This is a genomic window from Rhodococcus sp. T9N (genome assembly GCF_024436645.1).
Taxonomy (GTDB): Bacteria; Actinomycetota; Actinomycetes; order Mycobacteriales; family Mycobacteriaceae; genus Rhodococcus_F; species Rhodococcus_F qingshengii.
The window spans coordinates 43,312-68,640 of sequence record NZ_JAMSKS010000081.1 but is presented as its reverse complement, the minus strand read 5'-3'; the positions used below and the strand labels follow the sequence as shown (position 1 = coordinate 68,640).

The 25,329-nt window shown below is 60.7% G+C and carries 19 protein-coding genes and 2 pseudogenes; 7 read left to right on the top strand and 14 right to left on the bottom strand.

What is annotated here, in order from left to right; translation table 11 throughout:
* The first annotated feature begins 77 nt into the window (after nucleotides 1-77).
* The 3 genes and pseudogenes from M1L53_RS33435 to ccsA form a co-directional block, all read left to right on the top strand.
* Nucleotides 78-1,254: pseudogene (locus M1L53_RS33435) on the top strand (IS3 family transposase).
* A gap of 314 nt (nucleotides 1,255-1,568) precedes the next feature.
* A complete protein-coding gene (locus M1L53_RS33430) occupies nucleotides 1,569-2,045 on the top strand; it encodes a hypothetical protein (RefSeq protein WP_047270626.1) in 477 nt (158 codons plus the stop codon).
* A gap of 115 nt (nucleotides 2,046-2,160) precedes the next feature.
* A pseudogene (gene ccsA, locus M1L53_RS33425) lies at nucleotides 2,161-2,337 on the top strand (cytochrome c biogenesis protein CcsA); the annotation flags it as partial.
* Nucleotides 2,338-3,092: 755 nt separating this feature from the next.
* Here ccsA and M1L53_RS33420 read toward each other — a convergent pair.
* The 6 genes from M1L53_RS33420 to M1L53_RS33395 form a co-directional block, all read right to left on the bottom strand.
* Nucleotides 3,093-3,779, bottom strand: a complete 687-nt coding sequence (locus M1L53_RS33420) for a DUF305 domain-containing protein (protein ID WP_047270628.1) — start codon at nucleotides 3,777-3,779, stop codon at nucleotides 3,093-3,095.
* Nucleotides 3,780-3,817: 38 nt separating this feature from the next.
* A complete protein-coding gene (locus M1L53_RS33415; protein ID WP_058228111.1) occupies nucleotides 3,818-6,280 on the bottom strand; it encodes a cation-translocating P-type ATPase in 2,463 nt (820 codons plus the stop codon).
* Nucleotides 6,281-6,643: 363 nt separating this feature from the next.
* Nucleotides 6,644-8,947, bottom strand: a complete 2,304-nt coding sequence (locus M1L53_RS33410; protein ID WP_047270630.1) for a cation-translocating P-type ATPase — start codon at nucleotides 8,945-8,947, stop codon at nucleotides 6,644-6,646.
* A gap of 48 nt (nucleotides 8,948-8,995) precedes the next feature.
* Complete coding sequence (locus M1L53_RS33405; RefSeq protein WP_030537788.1) at nucleotides 8,996-9,223, bottom strand: heavy-metal-associated domain-containing protein; 228 nt, start codon at nucleotides 9,221-9,223, stop codon at nucleotides 8,996-8,998.
* Nucleotides 9,224-9,737: 514 nt separating this feature from the next.
* Nucleotides 9,738-11,321, bottom strand: coding sequence for a multicopper oxidase family protein (locus tag M1L53_RS33400; protein WP_030537787.1), 1,584 nt, complete (start codon nucleotides 11,319-11,321; stop codon nucleotides 9,738-9,740).
* Between the two features lie 81 nt (nucleotides 11,322-11,402).
* Nucleotides 11,403-11,672, bottom strand: a complete 270-nt coding sequence (locus tag M1L53_RS33395) for an SHOCT domain-containing protein (RefSeq protein ID WP_030537786.1) — start codon at nucleotides 11,670-11,672, stop codon at nucleotides 11,403-11,405.
* Nucleotides 11,673-11,812: 140 nt separating this feature from the next.
* Here M1L53_RS33395 and M1L53_RS33390 point away from each other — a divergent pair, with 140 nt between their 5' ends.
* A complete protein-coding gene (locus M1L53_RS33390; protein WP_030537785.1) occupies nucleotides 11,813-12,571 on the top strand; it encodes a response regulator transcription factor in 759 nt (252 codons plus the stop codon).
* Nucleotides 12,568-13,749: an ATP-binding protein gene (locus tag M1L53_RS33385; protein ID WP_030537784.1), complete on the top strand. Its 1,182-nt coding sequence runs from the start codon at nucleotides 12,568-12,570 to the stop codon at nucleotides 13,747-13,749. Before M1L53_RS33390 ends, M1L53_RS33385 begins: the two co-directional genes overlap by 4 nt.
* 149 nt (nucleotides 13,750-13,898) lie before the next feature.
* Here the strand turns inward: M1L53_RS33385 and M1L53_RS33380 are convergent, their stop codons facing one another.
* On the bottom strand, nucleotides 13,899-14,663 hold the full coding sequence (locus M1L53_RS33380) for an acyl-[acyl-carrier-protein] thioesterase (RefSeq protein ID WP_030537783.1): 765 nt from the start codon (nucleotides 14,661-14,663) through the stop codon (nucleotides 13,899-13,901).
* Nucleotides 14,664-15,249: 586 nt separating this feature from the next.
* On the opposite strand from M1L53_RS33380, the gene M1L53_RS33375 reads away from it, so the two are divergent.
* A complete protein-coding gene (locus M1L53_RS33375; protein WP_051720982.1) occupies nucleotides 15,250-16,479 on the top strand; it encodes a prolipoprotein diacylglyceryl transferase family protein in 1,230 nt (409 codons plus the stop codon).
* A gap of 239 nt (nucleotides 16,480-16,718) precedes the next feature.
* Here M1L53_RS33375 and M1L53_RS33370 read toward each other — a convergent pair whose 3' ends face one another.
* The 6 genes from M1L53_RS33370 to M1L53_RS33345 all read right to left on the bottom strand — a co-directional run bounded on the left by M1L53_RS33370 (nucleotide 16,719) and on the right by M1L53_RS33345 (nucleotide 23,758).
* The gene (locus M1L53_RS33370) at nucleotides 16,719-17,666 is read right to left on the bottom strand and encodes a M56 family metallopeptidase (protein ID WP_019747376.1); all 948 of its coding nucleotides are present in this window, start codon (nucleotides 17,664-17,666) and stop codon (nucleotides 16,719-16,721) included.
* On the bottom strand, nucleotides 17,663-18,022 hold the full coding sequence (locus M1L53_RS33365) for a BlaI/MecI/CopY family transcriptional regulator (RefSeq protein ID WP_019747377.1): 360 nt from the start codon (nucleotides 18,020-18,022) through the stop codon (nucleotides 17,663-17,665). The genes M1L53_RS33370 and M1L53_RS33365 overlap by 4 nt, the downstream gene beginning before the upstream one ends.
* Nucleotides 18,023-18,421: 399 nt before the next feature.
* A complete protein-coding gene (locus tag M1L53_RS33360; protein WP_037127158.1) occupies nucleotides 18,422-19,648 on the bottom strand; it encodes an Ig-like domain-containing protein in 1,227 nt (408 codons plus the stop codon).
* A gap of 143 nt (nucleotides 19,649-19,791) precedes the next feature.
* Nucleotides 19,792-20,463 carry a DUF305 domain-containing protein gene (locus tag M1L53_RS33355; RefSeq protein ID WP_223304577.1) on the bottom strand — a complete coding sequence of 224 codons (672 nt, stop codon included), beginning with the start codon at nucleotides 20,461-20,463 and terminating at the stop codon, nucleotides 19,792-19,794.
* A gap of 519 nt (nucleotides 20,464-20,982) precedes the next feature.
* Nucleotides 20,983-22,908: a copper resistance protein CopC gene (locus tag M1L53_RS33350; RefSeq protein WP_030537779.1), complete on the bottom strand. Its 1,926-nt coding sequence runs from the start codon at nucleotides 22,906-22,908 to the stop codon at nucleotides 20,983-20,985.
* A 7-nt stretch (nucleotides 22,909-22,915) separates the two neighbouring features.
* The gene (locus M1L53_RS33345; protein ID WP_030537778.1) at nucleotides 22,916-23,758 is read right to left on the bottom strand and encodes a F510_1955 family glycosylhydrolase; all 843 of its coding nucleotides are present in this window, start codon (nucleotides 23,756-23,758) and stop codon (nucleotides 22,916-22,918) included.
* Nucleotides 23,759-24,279: 521 nt separating this feature from the next.
* Here M1L53_RS33345 and M1L53_RS33340 point away from each other — a divergent pair.
* Complete coding sequence (locus M1L53_RS33340) at nucleotides 24,280-24,606, top strand: metal-sensitive transcriptional regulator (protein WP_051720984.1); 327 nt, start codon at nucleotides 24,280-24,282, stop codon at nucleotides 24,604-24,606.
* A gap of 294 nt (nucleotides 24,607-24,900) precedes the next feature.
* On the opposite strand, the gene M1L53_RS33335 is transcribed toward M1L53_RS33340, so the two are convergent.
* Nucleotides 24,901-25,122: a PASTA domain-containing protein gene (locus tag M1L53_RS33335; protein ID WP_261949285.1), complete on the bottom strand. Its 222-nt coding sequence runs from the start codon at nucleotides 25,120-25,122 to the stop codon at nucleotides 24,901-24,903.
* Nucleotides 25,123-25,329 lie beyond the last annotated feature (207 nt).

Genomic DNA, 25,329 nt, shown 5'->3' with positions numbered 1-25,329 from the left:
GGCATGACCCCCATCAAGTGACCCGCAAGCTATGAGAATCCTTCCGCCCTGATCAAGGGCATGAAAGGCTGCAACTCATGGCTGGACGCAAACGGCACACGCCCGAACAGATCATCCGAAAACTGCGCCACGGCGACGAACTTGCCGCCACAGGCGCCGACGACGAGGAAATCGCCCGACAACTCGACGTCTCGGTGCCGACGCTCTACAACTGGCGCAAGCAGTATGGCGGCATGAAAGCCGACGACGCCAAAGAGTTCAAAGAACTCAAGAACGAGAACGCCCTGCTCAAGAAGCTCCTCGCCGAAGCCGAACTCGAAAAGGCTGCACTCAAGGAGATTGCTCGGAAAATTCTGGGTCAGGCCGTTCCGTCAACGGGTTGATTCCATTATCACTGGAAAATTCTGAGCCTGACCGCCAAACGAAACGCTGTCGTCATGCTCCAGGAAACGATGGGGCTCTCACAGCGTTTCGCCTGCAAAATCGTCGGGCAACCGCGATCCACCCAACGAAAAGCGCTTGCGAGAGACACCCCGGACGATCCGGACGCCGATCTGCGGAAGTGGTTGCGAGACTGGGCCAAAGCGAATGCCCGCAAGGGGTTTCGTCGGGCGTGGGCGGACTTGCGTGCCATGGGCTGGGTGATTAACAAAGAAGAAGGTTCAGCGTCTCTGGCGCGAGGAAGGGTTGCGGGTGAAGGTCCGCAAAATCCGCAAACGAGCCGACGCTTCGACCACCCCGATTGCCGAGGCACATGCACCGAAGGTGGTGTGGGCGATCGACTTCCAGTTCGACTTCACCACCGACGAACGGAAGTTCAAGATCGCGTCAATGGTGGACGAGCATTCGCGCCAGTCGGTGCTCAACATGGTCGAGGGATCCATCCCGGCAGAGGATCTCGTCGCCGCCCTGGAGAAAGTGTTCGCGCTCTGGGGCGGCCCGCCACAGGTGTTGCGGTGCGACAACGGACCCGAATTCATCTCCGAGGCGTTGCGGACGTTCTGCGAGGACCGACTGGGAATCGGATATGTTCCCCCTGGTCAGCCGTGGAAGAACGGCTACATCGAATCCTTCAACAACCGAGTCCGTGACGAATGCCTGAACATGAACGAGTTCCACAGCCTCCTCGAAGCCCGGGTGGTCATCGAGGACGGGAAGGAGGACTACAACACCCGACATCGGCATTCATCGCTGGCTTACCGCACTCCGAATGAGTACAGCTGCCAGCTGTATTCACACGCATTGATTCTCTGATAGCGAGTGGCTCACCAAACGGGGTCCTACCAAGACGACAGCCGCACTGACCGATTCGTTGTTACGCGAACTCTTACCGCGCTCACGTTTGTCGGTGCGGGCCTCGGTTGCCCTGCCTCGACGCTGCGCAAACTCCCGCTGTCCCGCGCATCGTATTCGATCGCCGTGGAGACTTCGCTTTCACACACGTGCACCTCGGTGATACCCCTGTCGGGTGGGATGCAAGTCGTTGAAGGATTGCCGTTTCCGGTCGTCTCATACAGTGAACTACTATCTCTTTTAGTAGTTCACTGTATGAGGGAGGGACATCGGCGATGACGAATTGGTCGCTCTGGCGTTGGATTACTGCGTCGGCAGGTGCGGTGGCAGCAGCGCTCATCGTCGGCGTCCCCACCGGGATAGTGCCGACTTCGTTCTACCAGCGGATGACTCCGGTGCTGTGGTGGAACTATCCGGTGTGGATCGCGAACGCGATATTGAGTGGATTGATACTCGCGACGTATGTGCGAACGCAATCCAGTTCTGCAGCACCCTCGCGCGTGGGCATTGGCAGCAATGCGCTGGCTCTGTTGGCCGTCGGCTGTCCGGTGTGCAACAAATTGGTGATCATGACTGTCGGTGTGACGGGTGCGTTGAATCTGTGGGCACCGATACAACCGGTCCTGGGGCTGATTTCACTGGCTTTGATGGCGGGCGCGTTTCGGCAGCGGTTGAAAGGTGAGCGGGCGTGCGGAGTGCGTACTTGTGTGTCGAAGGACTCGATCGGTACTGCGGTCCCCGAACGCTCCTAGTGCGCGATTGGATGTTGTCAAGAAGGATGGGACCCCAAGGAAACGGTCTCCTGTTGACGACGGTTGAAAACTAGTCCAGAAACGACGGGTGGTCTAGTTTTCAACCGTCGTTCACATCTCCTTCATCGCTTGGGTGATCTACGCCGCCTCTCTGCACGCGCGTGCTACTTCTGGTTGGCGCGATACCCGTGCCGCCTGGATAATCATTGCCGGTTTCGTCGCAATGCTGTTCAATCTCTTCATCATCAAGATGGATGTCTCCGGCCTCCATTCGTACGCGGGACTCAACTGAGAGCGAGCGGGTGAGAGTGGCGCGGGGGCATATGGATCAGGGGAGCCCCGCGCCTGCATGCCGGGGGAGTGGCGCAGCCATTCTGATGTGAGTGTGTGAACGTGGTGATCAAACTTGTCAATCATGCGCACTTCCTGCCCTTGCAAGGCGGAAGCCGTTGTGGCGCCGCGTCAGGGAGTTTCTTTTCCCGACATCCTGCGCGACACTCGAGTTCATCGTGTATCAGTGTCAACCTGATGTGGTCGCACCTGCTCAATACCGGCTGGCTTTCGAGTCGGTACGCCTCCGCGATCAACTCGGAGTCGGTCATCCCCCGCCGAACGTCCTGCATCATGACCTCCATGTCGTCTGTTCTCGTTTGCGTACCCGGCCTGTCCCTCGTTAATCGATGGGCTCGGTTTGCGCCTGGACCTGATTGATGCAAATAGATCGGTTCGGTTCAGGCGTGGGTTTTTGTGCACCCGTTCCTACCTCGTGCTGGTGGGTATCCCACGGAGCCTGACCAGAATGTTGAGCCCGACGAATGTGACCGCGCACGCAGGACGGCGCGTGCGGATCTCGGGATATCTTCGGGTGTAATTACCAAACCCTCCAACAAATGAGGTTGCCTCGATAGTGTTCGGTGTCCTCCGGGGTATTGACCTGTCGCCTAGAAGGCTCGGTGCCTCTGCCGAGGTCAATTGTCAAGCAGAGACACCGAGCCGCGTGCGCTCACATCCGACTGAAATCTGAGCAATGAACGCCGGAAGTCGTGATCACAGCGTGGCGAGAATGCCTTCCATCGTGGTGATTTCCTGGTTTTGCGCGCTGATGATGGTCTGCGCCATGGAGATAGCTTCGGGATACTGTCCGGAATCAACTTCAGTTTGCGCCATTGCGACAGCTCCGCGGTGATGGTCGATCATCTGAGCGAGGAACAGTTTCGCGGCATCGGTTCCCTGTGCATTCTGCAGCGCGGTCATGTCATCGGCGGACATCATCCCCTCCATCATTCCCGGCGTCATCCCCATGCTCTCTGAGGGCATCGGCATGTTCATGCTGGTAGAGGGTGTCATGCCTTCCATGCTGTGGGAGGTGGTCGGCATATTCATGCCAGAGGAGGACGAACTCTGTCCCCAGCTGGTCAACCAGGCCTGCAGCTGCTCGATTTCTGGGGCTTGCGCTGCCTTGATCTGTTCTGCCAACGTCGTCACTCGGGGGTCGATACCGTCTTTGGAGAGGAGCATGTCGCTCATCTGGACGGCCTGACTGTGATGCGGGATCATCTGCTCGGCGAATGTCACATCTGCCTGATTGTGAGTGCTCGCGTTCGCCGATGAACTGGATTCGGCACTCATTGACGTTGGCGTGGAGGTAGTTTCATCGGTATTGGAGCTGTTACATGCGGTGAGGACGAATAGTGCTGCAGTTGCTGCAGCACTGATTGCGAGGACCTTCTTCATATCGGGGAATCCCTTTCGCTGGGAGATCGGTTGTCGGGTCATGAGACGTTCTGTGAGGTGGACTTCGTAGTGCTGGGTGAAGGCCGGTGTTGATCTGGGGGAGAAGGGAGGCGTAGCCGCTTCAGCAGTAGTGCATTGACTGCGACGATGAAGCTGGACCCGGACATCGACAGCGCCGCGATCTCGGGGCGAAGTACAAGTCCGAGGGAGGGTTCGAAGACTCCAGCGGCGATGGGGAGGGCGATGACGTTGTACCCGACTGCCCATCCGAGGTTCTGTCTCATCTTGCGGAGGGTGCCTCGCCCGATTTGTAGAGCGACCGGTACGTCGAGTGGGTCCGACCGCATCAGCACGAGGTCCGCTGTTTCGATTGCGACGTCGGTACCTGCGCCGATGGCGATACCGAGGTCCGCTTGTGCGAGCGCGGGAGCATCGTTGACTCCGTCCCCGACCATCGCAACCTTTTTGCCGGCATTTTGCAGCTCGACGATCTTGGCGGCTTTGTCGCCGGGGAGCACTTCCGCGATGACGGTATCGATACCGAGCTGGCCCGCGATGCGCTGTGCGGTGGCTTCGTTGTCGCCGCTGAGCATGACGACTTCGACGCCCAAGTCGTGCAGCGCCGCCACTGCGGCGGCGGAAGTCTCTCGGACAGCGTCGGCGAGTGCGATCACCCCGACGCCCTGTCCGTCGACGGCAACGAGTACTGCTGTGCGCCCGCTGGCCGCGAGGTCGTCGCGTGTACCCATCAATGTGCCGAAGTCGACGTTTTCGGCGATCATCAGTTTGCGGTTGCCCACCGCCACTCGACGACCGTCCACCTCCGCAGCCGCACCATGACCTGGCACATTACGGAAATTTGTGAGGGGAAACTCCGGGGCGCCGCGTTCGGTCGCGTAGCGGACGATCGCGCCGGCGAGGGGGTGTTCGGACTCGCGTTCGACCGCCGCGACGAGGGAAAGGAGTTCATCGGTGCCGATACCGTCGACGACGACGTCGGTGACTTCGGGTTCACCCTTGGTGAGGGTGCCGGTCTTGTCCATCACTACCGTCTCGATGCGCGCCGAGGATTCCAGCGCGGTGGCATTTTTGAACAACACTCCTCGTTGAGCTCCGAGTCCGGTGCCGACCATGATGGCGGTGGGCGTGGCCAAACCGAGAGCGTCGGGGCAGGTGATGACAACGACGGTGATCGCGAACAGAAGCGCGGTCTGCACTCCTGCACCCGCCGCCCACCAGACGAGGAAGGTGCCGGTGCCGCCGATCAAAGCAACAAGGACGAGCCAGAACGCGGCCCGATCAGCGAACCGTTGCCCCGGCGCTTTCGAGTTCTGCGCTTCCTGGACCAACGCCACTATTTGGGACAGGGCGGTGTCGGCACCGACTTTGGTTGCTCGGACGCGAAGTGTGCCCGTCGTGTTGATGGAAGCCCCGATGACTGCGGATCCCGGTTCTTTGGATACGGGAAGGCTTTCCCCGGTCACCATTGACTCGTCGACTTCGGAAGTTCCGCTCTCGACCGTTCCATCGACAGGGACTTTGCCGCCTGGTCGGATCAGTAACAGGTCTCCGACGACAACGTCGGCGGTGGGAACTTCGACGGGTTCGCCGTCTCTCAACACGATTGCCAATGGCGGGGTCAGTTCGAGCAGTGTGCGAATCGCGTCGTTGGCTCCACCTCTGGCTCGCATCTCGAACCAATGTCCGAGCAGGACGAAAGCCGTCAGCACCGACGCGGCCTCGTAGAAGACCTCGCCGCCGCCGGTGAAGGTGACGGCGACGCTGTAGAGCCAACCCGCCCCGACGGCGACGGCAACGAGGACCATCATGTCGAGGGTGCGGGCCTTCAGAGCCCGATAAGCGCCGTCGAAAAAGATCCAGGCCGAGTAGAACACCACTGGCAAGCTCAGTATCAGGGTGAATACGTCGTCGCGGAGTCCGAACGGGGCGGGAACTGTGAATCCGAACATGTCGCGCCCCATCGGGGACCACAGCATGATCGGAATGGACAGAACGAGAGCGACGAGAAAGCGATTTCGCATGTCCCGGACCATGTCGTCCATCGACATTCCGGCGTGGGCGCCTCCGTGCCCCATCATGTCCTGTGCAGAGTGTTGAGCATGTGGTTCGTGCGCTGTGTGTTCGCCGTGAGGAGATTCGCCGGGGTGTTCGACCGGTGCGTCGGTTGATGTGTCGGCGTGGTCTGAATGAACGTGGTATTCAGAGGGCGTGGCGCTGGTGCTGTCGTTTGGTTCGGAGAGGGGGTCGCAGCTGTGGGAGGGCACTGATCGCCCTGCGCAGTGATAGCCGCAGTCCCGGATCCATTGGGACAGTTCGGGTATCGAGGTTGCAGCCGGGTCGTAGGTGACCGTGGCAGTTTGGTTGAGGACGTTGGCCTCAGCAGAGACGACGCCACGTCGGCGAAGGAGAGTTGATTCGACTGCGGCTTTCGATGTCGCCCACTGCAATCCTTGTACTTCGAGAACGGTGGTTCGATTCATCTCTGCGCCCTCTCGTTGTGACCGCCATTCTTGCGGCAGCGACTGTGCGGATACCTCGGTGGCATGTTCCCGTGTTGTGGCAGATCGTCGGCACCTCTGGGGCGTGATGTTGTGGGGTCCACGTGTGTCTCAATACTGAGCCTGCCGGTGGCGGATATGCCTTGGTTAGATGTTTGGTGAAGATTCGATGAAGGACCATGGTGTCCCAAGCAGTCGACGACTGCCCTCGTCCGTGATGGTGGTCGTCGTGAAGTGAAACCTTTGGATTCGTTGCGGGTGGACAGTGGGACCTCTCCCGCACATCGCGTCCGAAGAGTTCAGGGCAGACGGAAGGTCATCGGGGCAGTCGAATTCGGGATCAAATCAGTGATCGGAGCTTGTGGCATGACTGGTGAATCGTCGTAGGCGCAAACTGTTCGTGACGACGAAGATGGAGCTGAAAGCCATGGCAGCGCCGGCGATCAGCGGGTTCAACAACCCCAGCGCCGCCAGAGGCAACGCCGCCACGTTGTAGGCGAAGGCCCAGAAAAGGTTCCCTTTGATGGTTTTCAACGTCGAGCGCGACAGACGGATCGCATCTGCGGCGGAGCGCAGGTCGCCTCGGACAAGGGTGAGATCGGAGGCTTCGATGGCGACATCGCTGCCGGTGCCCATGGCCAGACCTAAGTCTGCTTGTGCCAGAGCAGCGGCGTCGTTGACACCGTCACCGACCATAGCGACTGTATACCCACGGCTTTGGAGGTCTTTGACGGCGCTTACTTTGTCCGCGGGCAAGACTTCGGCGATGACATCGGCGGCTTCGATCCCCACTTGTTTTGCGACGGCGACGGCGGCGCGAGCATTATCGCCGGTCAACAGGATGGGACGTAGTCCCAAGGTTCGGAATGCAGTGATGGCCTCTTTCGAGGTGTCCTTGACAGTGTCCGACACGACCACGATTCCGCGGATCGAACCGTCCCACGCAACCCACACCGGGGACTTTCCGTCGGCTTCCGCGTCGTGTGCGGCCACTTCCAGATTCTTGGGTGCGACGAGAGACCAGTCCTGCTCCAACCAGGTTCGCCGACCTATAGCAACGGCTCGGCCGTCTACGACACCGGAGACGCCTCGGCCGTCGTGGTTGGAGAAACCTTCGATTCTCGGCAACGGCCGGCCGTCAGCCCGAGCTGCAAGAGTGATGGCCTGCGCGATCGGGTGTTCGGAGCCGTCCTCCAACGCTCCTGCGACAAAAAGTAATTCGTCGATATTCTCGCCATCTGCGCCGACTGTCGAATCGACACTCATGCGCCCGGTGGTGACGGTCCCGGTCTTGTCGAGCACGATGGTGTCGACCTGACGGGTGGATTCGAGAACCTGGGGGCCTTTGATGAGAATCCCCAACTGGGCGCCGCGGCCCGTTCCGACCATCAGCGCCGTCGGTGTTGCCAACCCCAATGCACAGGGGCACGCGATGATCAGCACGGCAACGGCGGCGGTGAACGCCGTCACCATCGAGTGACCGGTCAAAAGCCACGCACCCAACGTCATCAGTGAGAGAACGATGACGACCGGGACGAAGATTCCGGAGATGCGGTCGGCGAGACGTTGGACCTGAGCCTTGCCGTTCTGTGCATCTTCGACCAGTCGTGCCATCTGAGCGAGCTGAGTGTCGGCGCCGATACGAGTTGCTCGAACGAGGAGTCGCCCTCCAGCGTTGACGGTGGCGCCGACAACGGCGTCGCCAGGGCGCACTTCGACTGGCACGGATTCGCCGGTCAGCATGGAGGCGTCCACCGCAGATGTGCCGTCGGTGACGATGCCGTCGGTCGCGATCTTTTCGCCGGGGCGTACGACGAAGATGTCACCGACCACCAATTGTTCGGTGGGAATTCGGATCTCGGTGTGTTCCCTCAACACCGCTACGTCTTTGGCTCCCATGTCCATCAGTGCGCGTAGGGCTGCACCCGACTGCTTCTTGGCGCGGGCTTCGAAATATCGCCCCGCCAGTATGAAGACGGTGACCGCAGCAGCGACTTCCAGATAGATGTGGTCCGCTCCGCCCTCCTGCTGTGGGAACAGGCTGAACTCCATCTTCATGCCGGCCATTCCGGCATGACCGAAGAACAACGCCCACAGTGACCACAGGTAGGCCGCCGACACCCCCACCGAGATCAGAGTGTCCATTGTTGCCGCGCCGTGTCGGGCATTCGTCAGTGCAGCGCGGTGGAAGGGGAGTGCGCCCCAGACGACGACGGGAGATGCGAGCGTCAAGGCCAGCCACTGCCAGTTCGTGAACTGCAATGGCGGGATCATCGACAATGCGACCACAGGCACAGTCAATGCGAGCGAGACGAGCAGTCGGGTCCGCAGTTGCGAAGCCTCGTCCTGGATTCGGGCGTCCACCCCGTCGGTAGTGCCGACCTCCCCGGACGAGCCCTTGGGGGCAGGCAAGGTGGCGGTGTATCCCGTTGCCTCGACGGTGGAGATCAAGTCTTCAGGTGCTACCGCACCCGTGAAATCGACCTTCGCCTTTTCGGTCGCGTAGTTCACTGTCGCGGTGACGCCGTCGATCTTGTTGAGCTTCTTTTCGATTCGCGCGGCGCAGGAGGCGCAGGTCATGCCGCCGATGACCAGTTCGACACTGTGTGCGGACTCGGCAGCGACGGTCGTGTTGTCCAGGGTGCTCATCAGATGTACCTCTCCTGACCTGCCTACGCTGGCGGTGTGGGCGCCCGGTCAGATGTTCGCGAGATGATAGTTGCCGGCTTCGTCGAGCGCGGCAGTTACTTGTTCCTCGGTCAGTGGCGCTGAAGCTGTGACGGTCACGGTGGAGACTCCTCCGGCGACGAGATCGATCTCGACCTCGCTCACTCCGGGGAGGGCGCGCAGCTCGTCCGTGACGGCGCCGACGCAATGCCCGCAGGTGAGGCCGGTGACCGCGAACGTGTTGTTGGTTGCAGACATGATGTCCTCCGTAGGGGTGGGCGCGGATGTCGTGGGTGATTTCTTCGTCGAGTTGCATCCACAGCCGCGTTGCGTCTTATCGAGTAGATTCGGCTGCGAGTTAGTCTGACCGCTCATGATTCCCTTCCCGTCTGGTACCCCAGGGGGGTACCTGTTTCTACTATACTCGCGTTAGGAGAAGGTGAGTCAAGGCTGCGCCTCGACTACTTCCGTCGGACATTTGGTCGGATTCTCCCTCGTGTATTCGCCCGCGCAGAGAACGTCGAATTTCGAGCGCCCGTGGAGTGTCGCCAGGTGTACACCGGAGCCATGGGCAGTTGCGCCGTTCGCGGGATTTCGATCCCAGTCCAGCGGCAGGGCAGAGGCCGGGGATTCCGGGACGCTGACCCGATGCCGGGGCGGCCACAATCTCACCTCGCCGAACGGGGTAGGAAGAGGCATCGAATGAGATGCCGGCCCAATCAGGTCGCGCCTCCCGTGCTGGTGTGATCGTGTGTTCGGACGTCTCCACGTGTCAGACGATGTAGCCCAAGCGGGTCATCATACCCGACTCCTGGTGATATCCGTTGTGGCAGTGGAGCATCCAGTCGCCCGGGTTGTCGGCGATGAGATCGACAGCGACAGATTCCATCGGACGAACGATGACTGTGTCCTTACGAGGGCCGACACCGCCGTCACCTTTGACCACTTGGAACGTATGCCCGTGCAGATGCATGGGATGCCACATCATCGTCATGTTGGTGAACGTGAGCCGGGCTCGGTCCCCTTCTTTGACGGTCAGAGGTTCGGTTTGGTCGTAGTTCCGACCGTTGATCGTCCATTGGTAGCTCATCATGTCCCCCCCGAGGTCTGCCACGAGATCGACACCGGTGCCATCGCTTCGCGGCAGAACGACACTTTCGGCTGCAGTGAACGACTCGACCGTGCCCACTCGACCTGCCAATTCCCGAGGGAGGAACGACGCGTCGGGCGCAGCGCCCGAGCCTGTACGCAGCAGCGTCCGAGCCTGAGCGTTCTTACCCTCGGCCGCGGCGACGAGCGGGAATACACCGTCCTTGACCGTGACGATCACGTCGTAGCGCTCACCCATGCCGAGGAGAAGCGCATCGACTTCTGTCGGTACGACCGGAAAACCGTCCGTATGGGTCACGGACATCACGTGATCGGCAAGGGCGACTCGAAAAGCGGTATCCGCACCCGCGTTGATGATGCGAATACGCACACGCTGACCGGGAGCGGCCGAGAAAGTTGTCGGTGCAGAAGCTATCCGCCCGTTGATCAGATAGTACGGATAGCTGACGTCACCCGCGTCCCCACCGAGCAGAGCGCTTGATTCTACCGAGTTAGGGCCACCCGAGGTGGCGGGCAGCGTGGTTTCGGCCGACCCGTGGTTCATTCCACCCATGCCAGGCATGTTGCCCATCCCGGATCCGCCCATCGAACCCATGCCGTTTCCGGACTGAAGGTCGGAGAGGATCTGTTGCGGACTCGTGCCGACTCCATCCGTCCAGTCGTCGAGAACCACGATCCATTCGGCGTCGTAGTCGACGGGCTCGCGGGGGTCGTCGACGACGATGGGGAGATACAGGCCGTAGTCGGTGTCGAGACCGACATGCGGGTGAGCCCAATACGTTCCCGAATGAGGTACTGAGAACCGGTATGTGAAGTTCTGCCCCGATTCGATGTTCGGGCTTGCCGGCATGGCGCCGTCCATGTCGTTGCGAAGCGCGATGCCGTGCCAATGCACCGATGTCTGATGATCGAGTCCGTTGTTGACGGTGATCGCCAACTCGTCACCGACATTCGCGCGAATCAACGGACCGGGAACACTGTCGCCGTATGCCAGAGTGCGCACCGTGATGCCGCCGAGATCGATATCGGCACCCTGCGGATTGAGCGTGTAGTCCACGGTGCGACCGGTATGCGGGCGCGCTGCCTCAGCGGACGTGATGGCATTCTTGTCGAACGGCGGGGGGTTCGGGTTGGACGATCCGCTGGTGGTGCATGCGGTCAACGCCAGGCCACCCGCCCCCGCCGCCGTGGCGGCGAGAAACGTACGTCGACTGAAAGCCGATCCTGTGAACGGCGCAATAGCCATGATTGTGATTGTCCTTGTCTAGTCGTTGTGGAGAAACGGAACTGATACGCCACCGAGCCCGGGGCGCGCGTGCGGCAGAGGTCAACGACTCTCGTGTCGACGAGAGGATCGATCCAAAGCTTCACTGCGGGAGCGATACTCGTCATCGTCGATCTCGCCGCGGGCGTAGCGCTCATCCAACAGATGCTGCGCATTCGTACCACGGAGTTCGCTGCGGGTACTGCGCCTGGGACGAAACAAAGCAAGTAGGGCCGCAATGACCAACCCCCAAAATGCGATCATCGCCAGCGCCATCAGAATCCAGCTGACCCAACCCATTCCATAACCCGAATTCTCGCTCCACCACATCATGTCCGTTCACTCTCCTCACCTTCGACAGTGCTCGCCGAACCCTCTGGGATCGGTGTGCTTTCTATGAAGATTCGCTGAAGAGGTGACCGCATACCGTGTATCGCGTGCGCAGCGGCGACTGAGCAGTCCACGATGGTGGCATGGACAGTACGTCAACACGGTCAACCGACGGGTACGCAGGTTTTCGGGCACTGGTCGTCGACGACGAACGCCCACTGGCCTCGATCATCTCGAGTTACCTCGAACGAGAGTCATTCGAGGTGAGTGTGGCCTACAACGGTTTCGACGCTCTCGCCCTGGCACGTGAGGTCGATCCTGATGTGGTGGTCCTCGATCTCGGGTTGCCCGGTATCGACGGCATCGAGGTATGCCGGGAACTTCGTACATTTTCGGATGCATACGTGGTGATGCTGACTGCTCGCAGTGAGGAAGTGGACACCATCGTCGGGCTTTCTGTCGGTGCCGATGATTACATGAGCAAGCCGTTCAGCCCCCGAGAGTTGGTAGCGAGGATCCGCGCGATGATGCGCAGACCCCGCAGCGGAGTCGCGCACGGTACAACTGCGAGAGCGGTAACCCGAGACGAGGAGAGTCCGCCAATGACGTTCGGGGTGCTCAGGATCGACGTTGCCGGGCGAGAGGTCTCGGTCGCCGAGAAACCGGTTCTGCTGACTCGGACGGAATTCGACGTGTTGGCGGCATTGGCCGCTCGGCCGGGGATGGCGTTCAGCCGTCGGCAACTGATCGAAGCAGTGTGGGGTCCTGCGTGGACGGGGAACGAACATCTTGTCGATGTTCATATCGGTCATCTGCGCCGCAAACTCGGCGATGATCCCGCCGCGCCTTTGTATGTCAATACCGTGCGCGGCATCGGGTACCGAATGGGTTCCGGAAAATGACTACCCTGGAAGAACTTTCGTCTCATCAGGGGCGTACCCGCCGAGGACTCGGTGTCGGCGTGCGTTTGTTGATGGCCCAAACGCTGGTCTTGGTGGCAGGAGCGGCCACCTCATGGGTCGTTGCAGTCACTGTCGGTCCGAGTTTGTTCCGCGAGCATCTGCGCCGCGCGGGCGTGCCTCCGATGTCTGAGGAGCAAATGCATGCCGAGCAGGCATATCGCTCGGCAACTGCGGTCTCGTTGTCCGTGGCGATCGGCGCAGCTGCGTTGTGCGCGCTGGCTGTGACCTGGTATCTCAGTCGTCGGCTGCAGCGGTCGGTGACTGCGGTGTCAACTGCCGCCACGGCAGTCTCGGCGGGAAACTACGCGGCCAGAGTCCCGCCGCCGCAGCTCGGTGACGACTTCGACGCACTTGCGACGGCCTTCAACGAAATGGCGGTCCGTCTCGAGTCTGCCGAGTCGATGCGTCGACGGTTGCTGGCAGATCTCGCGCACGAGATCCGGACGCCGGTAGCTGTTCTCGAAGCATTCATGGAAGCGCTCGAAGACGGAGTGGAAGCTCTCGATGATCACACCATTGCGATGCTCAGAGATCAGACCCGACGTCTGGCACGGTTTTCCGGCGACGTCTCGGCGCTGTCCGATGCCGAGACGAATCGAGCTGCAATCGAACCGACATGGACCAGACCTGAGGTACTGGTGAGCTCAGCGGTAGCGGCGCACGAAGAACGATACGACACGAAAGCAGTCATTCTGAGCGTGGACGTCCCCGGAAATCTGCCGTCGGTGTGGCTGGACCCGGAGCGCATAGGGCAAGTGTTGAGCAATCTGCTCGACAACGCACTGCGCCACAGTCGATCACAGAGCACAGTGAAGGTGCGGGGACGGGTGAAAGGGGATCGGTTCATCCTCACACTCACCGACGAAGGCGATGGAGTCGCCGCCGAGCACCTCCCCTATCTGTTCGAGCGTTTCTATCGCGCCGACGCAGCACGCGATCGTGCTCACGGAGGGGCAGGGATCGGACTGTCCATCGCGAAAGCACTCGTCGAAGCACACGGTGGACAGATCACCGCCGCGAGTGACGGAGCCGGGCAAGGCACCACCTTCGTTATCGCGTTGCCAGTACATCGTCCGAAAGGGCGGCACATCGACTGCCGGGGAACTGTCGATGCGTGACATTCGACGCGACATTCGAGGTAATGGAAACGCTCCGGGAACACCCACTCACCCCGCCGCTACCGGCACACCTGGTCAAGAACTCGTGAGGTGAACCGATCAATGACGATTCAAGAGACCAGAGCGCAGAGGTGACCCGGCCCGGGGACTTACACTTCGATCGCTGTGACGTAGGCACTCGCGCACACCGAACCCGAGACCAGGAACCAACTACTCAGGCTCTCCCCTGAACTGTGATACCGCACGGTCACGTCGTTTCCCGCGGTGATGGGAGAGCGATATTCGAGAATCGCTCGGTAGGGGAGTGGATTTCGGGGTCCGGCCCAATCTCTGATCAGGTCTTCGACAGGCTGCCAATACGTGGCGTTGTTGACGTGGTTGAACGGATCGATATCGCTCGATCGTAAGACGAATGTCGTTTCCTCCCCATCGCCCGGATGAGCGGTGTGCCAGGGTTTCCACTTCAATCGGTGATCGTTGGCGGTCGAACCGAGTCCGGCCATGAAACTCTCTTCGATCCTGGAAGGCATCCCGTTGACCGGATTGAGATTTATCCAGAATCCTTCGGTCTCGATCAAGCCGCCGCCGTCGGATTCGATGCGGACACGCATCGTGCACCACCTGCTCGACAACCCCGAGCACCATCTGCGCATGCGCACACGAGCCGGCCAGCTGACCGGACGAATGACATCGATGACTGTGCGGCGCACGACCCACACCGGGTGGGCAGCCGCTGCGCCGCTCGCATCGAGATCGTCGAAACCGATGTCCTGCAGATAACGTGCAACGCCATCGAGTCGCACCGTCCCGGAGACGTCGATATCTCCCGTCCGTACCGGCCGAGAGGTTTCGAACACCGCGCCATTGGTCGGCAAATCCACCAGGCGGTGGTTGCGCATCGCGTCAGCTTCCATTTTGCAGATCCCTTAGATGTGATTGTTCGCTTCGATACTTTGCACACCCTTGCTGCAACGTAGTGCGATCCCTACGCCCAGTCCCGCATCAGCCGCCGGGTCTGCCGCAGTCGTACCCAGTAGTCCGTGCCCGGTCTCCGAACATGGTGAACAAGGAGCCTATCCAGTCTCGCAAACTACTACACTGTCCGCGCGATTGCCGGTTGACGTTCGATGTCCTTTCCAGGTCCTTCTTGAGTGTGCCCAAGATCGTTGCGGCACCATGGAATTCCCATATTCCTCGGCTCGGCCTCGAAGCGCCTCGTCTCGCCGCAGTGCCCACCCGCGCGTTCGCGCTCGACCTCTACCTACTATCCAGGTTCGTAGTTCAGCTACTATCGACCTTAGTAGTTCGGTGGGCATCCGCGCCAACCGAGAGATTGGGGCGACGGTGAGCAAAAAATCAACCAAAACCCGCGCGAAACAGCGGTCTACGACGCAGAGTCGAGCCCGACGCGCCACGTCACCGAAGCGGAACCCCACTTCACGACCGCACGACGAAGTCGGCACAACACCCCGTGCTAGGCCCAGTCCGGCCGGTAGTGCCGTGGAAGAACTGGCCGCAGCGGCCGCAGCGGCGTATCTGAGTAAAGCAGCGCCGACGCCAGCCTCGGCCTTGGCTCAAGCACCGCCGGCGCCGGCCATCGCCGAAAAGGCGATGCCCACCAAGCCATCGGGCACTGAACGCGTTGCCCGGCCATTGGGTGACGACGAGTCGACCGCTGCAACGGAACTCGCTGCGCCCGGCGGTGGGTGCGCTGAAGCGTTCACGCAGATAGAACCACAGGGGCTCGCAGCAACGTACTGGGGAGAATCGCCCGAGGTTACTTCCGATCTGTCGATTCTGTTCCGAGGAGCCCGCAACAGCCCGGGCAGCGAACCGGAACGTTTCGAGAGGGTCACCCACGTCAACGGTGTTCCAGCGGGGGAACGCTTCGCGGTGACTGCGAGAATCCGCGGAATCGCCACTGGTAGTTGGACTGTCAGTGCCGAGCGCATCGAAACTCCGGACGACACCACCGGGCAGTTCGACATCGCAGCTCCGCAGACCGCCACGGCCTGGACTACCGCAGCGCCATTGGTGCACGGGCCCGGCGTGCGACTCTGGACGTGGCCGCTGTTGGTCGGTTTGGGTGCAGTGTTCGCCATCGTCATGCAGGCACTGCTCTTGACCCGTATGAGCGAGAACGCCACTGCGGCAGTTCTCATTTCGATCCTCGGCTGCCTTCTCGGCTACGTGGGTGCGAAGCTCTGGTACTTGGCACTTCACCGCCAGAGCCTTCGAAAATTCGTCTCTGCCGGCGCATGCATACAAGGATTTTTGGTGGTGTCGCTCGCGGTATTGGTGCTCGGCGGAGCAGCCTTCGGTCTGGGCGTCGGTGTGTTACTGGACATGACAACGCCCGGGTTGTTTCTCGGGATTGCGATCGGGCGCCCGGGATGCTTTTTGACAGGATGCTGTTCGGGTCGACCTACCAGGTCGAGATGGGGAATGTGGGCTTCGGACCGGACTCTCGCGGTGCGCCGAATCCCCGTGCAACTGATCGAAGCGTTCGCAGGCTTGATCATCGGCCTCGCGACACTGATTTTCGTCCTCTACGGCACCGAAACGCCCTATGACGGAGCAGTATTCGTTGTCGCCGCGGCTATCTACACGTGGGTCCGTCAAGGGTTGTTCCCCTATCGTGCGGACCCTCATACACGGCGCGGGCGGCTTCTGACCAGCGCGGCATGCGGAATTGTCATCGTCGCGACGATTCTGCTGGGCGTGGTGTGATCGTGACCCAGAGTAGTAGCCTTTTGCGCTTTTCTGCCGATGCCACGTGCGCAGAAGGTGAGTCTCACGAAAATTGGGATGGCCACGAATCAAGTTTCGCGCGGGATCTGGCCAATTCGATTGGCGCCGCGTTCGGTGCATGAGGCCGGTTCAGTTCGAGGAGGGGGTGAACCGGCCTTGAGCACTGGCCCCCTGCGGGCCGGACTCCTTGTTCGTCCACGACCCGGTTTCGCACTGTTTCAAGCACCTGCTGCGCATGAAGCCATCGCCATCGCACCCAGTAGCGCCAGAAGAGGCGCCGCAGGTAGGACGATCGCCGTTCCGCAGGCAGCAAGGGTGCGGAGGTAGCGAATGGGCGCCGGGTGGTGGGTGCGGTGGGAGGACAGACGATCAAGTCGCAACGCCAGGCAATCCTGCGCTATTCCCAGAGCCGCCACGGGCACCTCGTGAGGTGTCATACTGCAGAGTGCGCGGTGCACGGATTCGCGCCCATGCTGACGAACGGCTCGGGAGTCGGCTTCGATTTCCACCAACGCACGGACCAATGGGGGCGAAGATCGCATGATCGGAAGCCACGGAAACGCGTAGGCGAGCGTTTGAGCTGCGCTGACGAGCAGATGGTGCCGCCCCGTGATGTGTGCTCGTTCATGTGCGAGTACTGCAGCAAGAGCCTCGGTGTCGAGTTGATCTCTCAATCCGTCGCTCGCAACTACAAGCGCGGGGCGCCCAGCGATACTGTAGGCGAAGGGCACAGAAACCGGGAGCCAGAGCAGTGACGAGGACCGTGCACCCCCCAGAATGCGCAGCAACCCGAGGTGCTGCTGGTGTAGCTCGCGGCGAGTGCGGGAGAAGCTGAACAGATGGACGGTGCCTCGCACCGCCCCGATGACCAGGGCTGACCCACCGAGTACACCCACCGCCGTCTCGAGCCTGGCCGGCGCGTCGTCGTGAAGGGCGAGCCAACAGCTGTGGGCGAATTCGATCAGCGACGAGACACCACCGTGACTGGGTAAAAGGCTCAAGATCACCGGGACACTGATACTCACTACAGTTCCGAGTGCCAGAGCGCCCCACAAGACGAGGACGACATGCGGATCAACGCCGCGACGCATCATCGATCCGAGGAACAGCGGGGAGAGTGCGGCAACGAGAAGGCCACCGACCGCCCACGCGAGGACGGCTGTCACTTCTTGCCTCGTTCACGCAATCCACGCGCCAGGATCTTCGATTCGACGTCGGATGTCCCGCGAACAAAATGCAACAGGACCCCGGTCGGGTCTCCGGTGGATTCGAGAAGTGCGCGCAACCCGTCAGCTGCCGCTTCCTCGCGGCTTCGCGTGGCTTCGTACCAGTACGCGCGCCCGTTTCGCTGACGATGCACCCAACCTTTGCGATGAAGATTGTCCATGACGGTCATCACCGTCGTGTACGCCGGTTCACGGTCGTCATCGAGGCCGTCGATGACGTCGCGCACACGGACCGGTTCGGTGGAGCGCCACAGCACATCCATCACCAGCGCCTCGAGCTCTCCCAGACCTTGCATTTTTCCTCCTCGTAGAGCTGCATTCGTCACCGCACCGTGCGAGTGCCCAACCTGCAACCTCCGTCGCTTTCGTACGGGGCCCAACCAGCGCTGTCGGTGATTCGTCGGTCACAGTGATGTGGGACCGCTCGATGAGGGTGTCGTGTCGACTCTGCACGCTGGAGGTTGCCGAGACGGCGAACCGAAGCCCTGTAGAAATACTATCTGTTCTGCTTCCCGTCGCCGCCCCGATACGGCGGCGGTGTCTGGCGACCTCCTCCCGTGACGATCTGCCGAACCCCTGTCAGCTCTGACAGTGTCAAAAGGTTTATCCAGCACTTTCGCGTCGACTACGGGAGAACGTCTCGCGCGGAGCTTCTGTTTGCGATTCAGCATCGTTTGCCGGCAGGGCGACAGGTCTTACAGCGCGCTGCCTTCCGACCATCGGTCCCACGGCACACTCCAGTCGCCGTTCTGCCACAATTCGAGAGGGGCGCCGCCGGTATTGCGTATCTCCACGACATCTCCGGGAAGCGAAAAATCATAGAACCATTGAGCATTGGCGCGACTGAGGTTCAAGCAGCCGTGTGAAACATTGGTATTGCCTTGCGCCCAGACTGTGTCTTCGAGTTCGTGAAGGTAAATTCCGTCGGTGCTTATTCGGGTGGCGTAGTTGATTTTTTCCTTGTACCCCAGCCGGGAATTGACGGGAAGTCCGTAGGTCGACGAGTCCATGATCACGGGGTTGGCCTGATCGAGGACGGTGTAAATGCCTGGTTGGGTCCAGAAGGAGATCGTTTGGCCGTTGACGAGCTCGGTTCCTCCCATGCCCATCGATGTCGGCATAGTGCGCACAGTTTTGCCGTTGCTCGTGACCGTCACTTGCTTGGTCGTATCGTCGGCGACGGCGATATGCGAGTCGCCGATGGTGAATGCAGTCGTGGCGTCTTCCTGTCCGAACAGTCCGCCACCGAGCGGGACGCCGAAGACCGCAGCCCGGACCGTGACCTCGGTGCCGGGGGGATAGTACGCACGAGGTCGCCAGTGAACATTCTGGTCATCCACCCAGTACCACGAGCCTTCGAGCGGCACCGACGTTTGCACAGTCAGGCTTTTCTCCGCCGCTGCACGATCGAGGATCGGCTCGTCGAAATGCGTGACAATAACGATCCCTACCCCGAAAGTGCCACCATCTGTGAGGAGGTTACCCCCGGCCGTCACGAAGGATGGTTTGGTCAGGTTCCGCGGCTTGACTGTGGAGAAGGTGCTGGACTGATCGAGACGTGAGCCATCGTTTTGGGTGGCTGACGCTGTCATCGTGTAGGTCTTCCCGTAGTCCAAGGACGCGCCGGGTTTCCACACCTGCCGGTCAGGGGTGAAGATGCCATCGACCACAGCCCCGCCCACTTCGGTGAGCACTACCGAGTCGAGCCTCCCGCCAACAGATTCCACCGTGACCGGATCAAGGGGGTTGACGGTATCTGTCCCCCCGGAAGGAGTCATCACCAGCGCGGAGACAGGAGAGTCGTTCTCGGCGGGCGCACCCGTGTCACTCGGTGCGGACTGCGGTGCTGTGGAGGTGCATCCTGTCAGCGTTGCGACCATAAGGACAAGGACGACTAACCCTGTATGCCGTGTTGAGGCCATAATTGTTCCTTCACGTCAGTGGGTGGGGAGCGCCGACGAAGACAGTGATTCGCAAGGGACGCAAGTAATCAGATGGAAGATCAGAGCGGACAACGAGAAGAGAGGCTTCGACGGACAGGCCTAGCCACTCGCCAGTTTCCGGATCAGTTCTGTTGCAAAAGTGCTTGCATCGCGGTGATCTCGGACTGCTGTGCGGCGATGATATCGGTAGCCAATTGCTTGGCGTCGGCGTTGTCGCCATCGGATAGTTCCGATTGGGCCGTCGCGATCGCGCCGGAGTGATGTTCGATCATCATCTTCAGCCACGCGGTGTCGAAGTCCCCATCGCGCAGCCCCTCCAATTGAGCGATCTGCTGCTGGGACATCATTCCTGAATCAACCCCGCCGTGGTCCATTCCATCCATGGAGTCCACAGGGGAGGTGGCGTCGGACGTAGGTTGACCCCATTGTTCGATGAGCGCTGCAATCTGATCCATTTCGGGCCCGCGAGCGGTTTGGATCGAAGCGGCGAGTTCGAGTATTCGAGGATTGGTGGTGCGACTGTCAACCATCTTTGCAATCTCGACGGCCTGTGCGTGATGTGGATACATCATCGCGACGAACTGCATATCCGCGCTGTTGGCGCCGTTGGGCTGCGAGGCCGCGGAGGAGTTGGACATGTTTCCGCTGTCGTTGCTCGACATTTGGCTCATGTCATGGCCGCCGCAGCCGGCGATCAGCATCAGACCGGCGGCAGACCCCGCTGAGACTGCGATACGTGTGGAAACAGCACGTGTAAGCATCATATTTTTCTCCTGGAATGTGTTGTTGTGCAAAAAATTCTTCTGGGGAGGGGCCGTCGACTCGGATGGTCAGTAGTTCCGCTATGAGCGTCTGTCGTATCCGCAGCGCCGACAGTTGGTTGTGTAGGGGCAAGGTGTCGTGCACGATGCACGTCTGCGGCAACAGGGGAACGTGCAACCCTCCACTCACGCGTGCCGGTATGATCCTTGTCTTCGCGCTCGATGACGACTGTCGCGGTGATCAGCGTGGTGTCGTGCGCGCCGGGCAGGACCAGCGAGGTGACGGTGGAACCTGCAATCAGAAGGTTGCGGTGATCAAGACAAGCGACAGCAGGGGATGAGTGGTTGAACAGACTGCAGGCCAGAGCCACCGCTACCGGTTCGTCACCCTGCGTATGCCGTAGGAATTTCGAAGGCCTGGGCGCGGCCAGTGCGCGGGTGCGACAGAACTGGCAGGGGTGAATGAACGAGTAAGGGGAGATCATCGCAGCTTCCGTTCCTATTGCACGGTGACAGTTCACTGGACGTGAATATCTCGTCAGTTCTCCCCCATCAGTTCACTTCGGGGTAGACGAAGGTGCGGGTGATGAGATGTTTTGCATCGCTTAGTGTTTCGGAAACTATTCGTCCAGTTTGGTCGAGGTCGAGCAGTACGTTCATACCCGCAGCCGGATAGCCCAATGCCAGACGGAGTTGCCGTCCGGCGCTGGGTAAGCGCACCGCGATGGGCGCAGTCCCGTCCGCATACGGCTCCTGGGCGAGGAAGAACTCGCTGGACAGACTTAGTTGCTGAGGTTCGGGTCCGACGTTTGCGGCATCACTGGTCACCGATTCGTAAAAGGTCAGATTCTTCTGAGTGCGGGTGATATCTACGGCTCGAGCGAGATCGGTGTCCCCGGACTGAACAGGCCATGGAATTAACATGCTGACCGTCCCGCCCAGCCACCCTGTCGCCGCGGCCTCGAGCGTGAGCATGCTTTCACCCAGTGGCCAATCGGCTTGCGCCACGAAGCATCCGGATCCGCACCCGCGCAAGGGAAGGGAAGTGTTCTGCCCGCTCGCCCGCAGTGCGCCGATCAAGGTGTATTCCTGGTCCGGTTCCTGAGCGTAGTAGTCGACGCGGCGCGGAGTCGACAGTCGAACCACCAGCTGCCCTTCGCTGGCGGCGACGCTCACCCCAATCTGTCCAGCCAATGTTCCCAGCGGCAGAACCGGACCGATGGCTGCAGGTGGTCCCGGCTGGGCGGGTGAATTGGCAGGCGCCGTCGAGACTAATGCAGCACTGATGGCGAGCACGGAGATCAGGAGGATGCTCTCGATACGAATCTGATTGCGCAGTTTGCCCACTTGTTCAGTTCTGCGCATCGTCCGCCGTGCAGATATCGCCACACCCGAGGCGGCGATGACGAAGAGTAGTTTGACCGTCAGAAGTTGCCCGTACGGGGTGGAAAACATTGCGGCAACGGGGATCAGCAACAATGCCGAGATCGTACCGGTGGTCACGACGACGATGAAGGTCCACAGCGCAAGTCGTGTGTAACCGGCCACGACCCACCGAACCGGGGCATGCTGACCCCGCCACGCGAATGCAGTGCGAACCGTGTGGAGCAAAGCGCCGACCCAGATTGCCGCTGCCGCGAGATGAACGGCGGTGAGAAACGCGCCCCATCCGGGAGCGACGACGTTTGCGTGCGAGCGCAGCCCTTCGGCGGCAATGACCAGCAGAAGGGCTGCGCTCGCAAGTCTGGGGCTCCCCGCGGCTTTCAGCGCCAAGGCCAACATGAGCCCACACGTCTCTACGAGCAAGATGATGCCCGCACGTTCTTGCCATAGCGCAGCAACGCTGGACGAAGCGGCGAGCGAAACCATAAGGCCTGCAACACCTACCAAAGCAATACAAGCGCCGGCCGGAAACCAGGTGCGCAACTTCTTCAACGAAGGGTTCTCGGCGTGCGGTACAGACGACAATCTCTCCGCGACAAGTGTCCCGAGCGCGAGGGCGAACCCGACGAACAGCAGCCACCGGAGCACGGTTTCCGTCCACGAGGTCGAGGCGCTGTCGTCGCCACCGCCACCGCCGCTGTCGGTCAAAGCGAGGCCGACGGCAAACCGAAAGTCTTCCTCGACGAGGTCACCATCTGCGCCGATCACTTGCCACCGGACGGTGTAGGTGCCCGGCGACGGAGCATCCGAGAGCCGGGAAGTGATTGCACGGCCACCTTTGGACGACTCTGCTGCCTCCATCGGGCTCTCACGGCCTGCGCCGTCCAGGACTTTGATCGCATCGGTCCCGGCGGTGACTTGTTCGTTGAAGATCAGGGTGATGGCTTGCGGAGGCTCGGAAACGGCAGTCTCCGAGCCAGGTTCGGTAAAGAGCAGCGTGGGGTGAGCGTTGGCGATGCCGGCGCCCAGAACCACAAGGACTCCCGCAACGAGCACAAGTGTGATGCTCTGGAACATTCGAACGAACAACGACATGTTCAGGTCAGTTCAAGGCATACAGAGACTGAGAAGTCGCCGCGTACGCGCTGTCGTAACTCGCCGCAGTCAACGCTTCGACTGCTCCGACATTAGCGCGCTTCTCCCAGCCTTTTCCCTCCCTGCTCCGCCAGGCGAATCCATCTTGATCGACCCCCCACAGTGCATCCGAGGAGCCCGCGATCAGCACCATGGACGGCGCTCCAGCGAACTTTGTGAAGGTGCGCCCGTCGTCGCTGCTGTACTGCAGCCCTGACGAGGTGACAGCCCATGTCCCACTCTCGGTGAGAGCGAGGGACGCCACACCCAGGGCACCGCCGGATTCCCACGACTTTCCCTGATCCTTCGACACCGTGACACCTCTGGCCCCGTCGAAGCCGACGAGTGTCGTGCCATCTGTAACCAGAGAATGAAAGTCGACCTGTCCCGCGAGCGAGCTATCCGTCCAGGTTCGGCCGCCGTCGTTGCTGGTGCGTAGGCCAAGTGGGTTGGCTGCGGTACTGGACGGTCCCGGGTGCCCTGAGGAAAAGAGCGTGTCACTGCCCGCCACGCCCGCCAACCCCATCAAATCGTCGTCGGAATCACCCACTCGCACTGTGTCGCCCGAATCTCCGATCGCGAACAGTCCGCGATGCGTACCCGCCAAGATGGTGCCATCGGCGTTGATATGCAACCCGTGCAGATGGTCAAGTTCGGGTGTGAGCTCCACCCCTGGTATGGGCGGGACGATGGACTGGCCGGCCTTGTCGTCGTTTCCCTGCGTCGAACAAGCCGCAAGAGAAACGGCGATGAGAGCGGCGCCGACGAGCCCCACGATTGGGGACGTTCGCGCACGACGACTATTGGGCATCTGGGTGTCTCGTCCTGTATTCGAAGGGATGGCAACATTTCCGGGCGACTGGTACCTTATCTACTAAGATGCATAGTAGATGAGGGTGTTGGCTGGCTGCGAATTCACCCCCTGCAATGGTCTAGTGCAAGGGAAATGCTCGCCGTCGAAGCCCCTGATCTGATACGGCAGGGAGGTGCAATTGGTCTGGTCCCACGCACGGGTCGACGGGATGACGGCGCATCGCGTCATTGGTGGCGCAACCGGCGGTGGGCAGGAAGTTTGAACACAGGGCGGGTGCAGCGGTACTGCCTAGCCCTGGTGGCAGGAATGATTGAGAGTTCTTCTCGTGTGGTCACTTACCCGGAGATCTTGCAGTTGGCGAAGCGCCCATACAGACGGGATGCTGCTCAACGTGCCTTCGTGTGTGCCACTGCTGCACTACACCGTAGCCAGGGCAGGTCCAATCGATTGTCGCCCACCATGGAGACGACGTGATTTCGCGTCTGGCCCACTACGGGCGACGAGACCAGGGGAATCTCGTGGGCACAACTAATCCGGTTGGTCCAGGCCGTCGTGACTATGCGACCCACGGATACATCAGCGCAAAGGACTTGTACCTCAAACGCCTCAAGCGTATTGAGGGTCAGTCGCGAGGGCTGCAGCGAATGGTTGAAGAAGAAAGGTGCTGCATTGACATCCTTACCCAAATATCGGCGATGAAAAAAGCGCTGCATGCAGTAGCTATGGAATTGCTCGAAGACCATCTCAGTCATTGTGTCGTCGATGCCGCCGCAAGAGGGGGCGCCGAATCCGACGCCAAGATCAGGGAGGCCGCCGAGGCGATCAGACGGCTCGTGAATTCGTGAGGACCCTCCCATCTGATGTCCGAAACGATCTACTAGTCGGTGGGGCGGAATTTCGATGCCGTTTTATCGAAAGTCATTTACTTAGAATGTAGTTACGATCGAATCATGTTTTTTGAATGCGGGAGCGGGCGGCACATAGGGAAGCACTCCGCATGTTCCGTATTCCGGAGCGATTTCTGCTCGCCACAACCGGGATCCGAGGTCCTCGACGGGAATCGAGTTCATGATGAGCGCGTGCGGTGGCAGTCCCCACCGGGTGGGGATCGCCGAAGCATCATGGTGGCGCACCCGGGCTTATCGTGGGCCTGGGGTATCTGACGGTGATGGGCTCGTCGTGGTGGTGCTCGGTGTCGAGGATCCGTCACTTATGTACAGGGTGATGGTGGAGCCCGGAAGTGCCGCTCCCGACCGAGCTGTCGCGGTTGCTGTCCCTCTCGCGCTCGGACTTGACGTGAGGGAGACCGTCACTTTGAACCCGGCGTTCTGCAACAGAGATGTTGCGGCGGACTCGGTCATCCCGACCACGTCGGGTACCTGATCCCCGGCCGAACCGCGAACATATTTCTGGTCCAGCGGGGGTAGCGTGATGGGTCCGAAGTTGCTCGCGATCGGTCCCATCGCGTTGTACCACGTTCGGGCAGGTTCATTGCCGCCGTACAAATCGTCATTGGTGAACTCGTTTCGCTTGTGCACTGGCACCGACACTGAATTACTATCATGCAT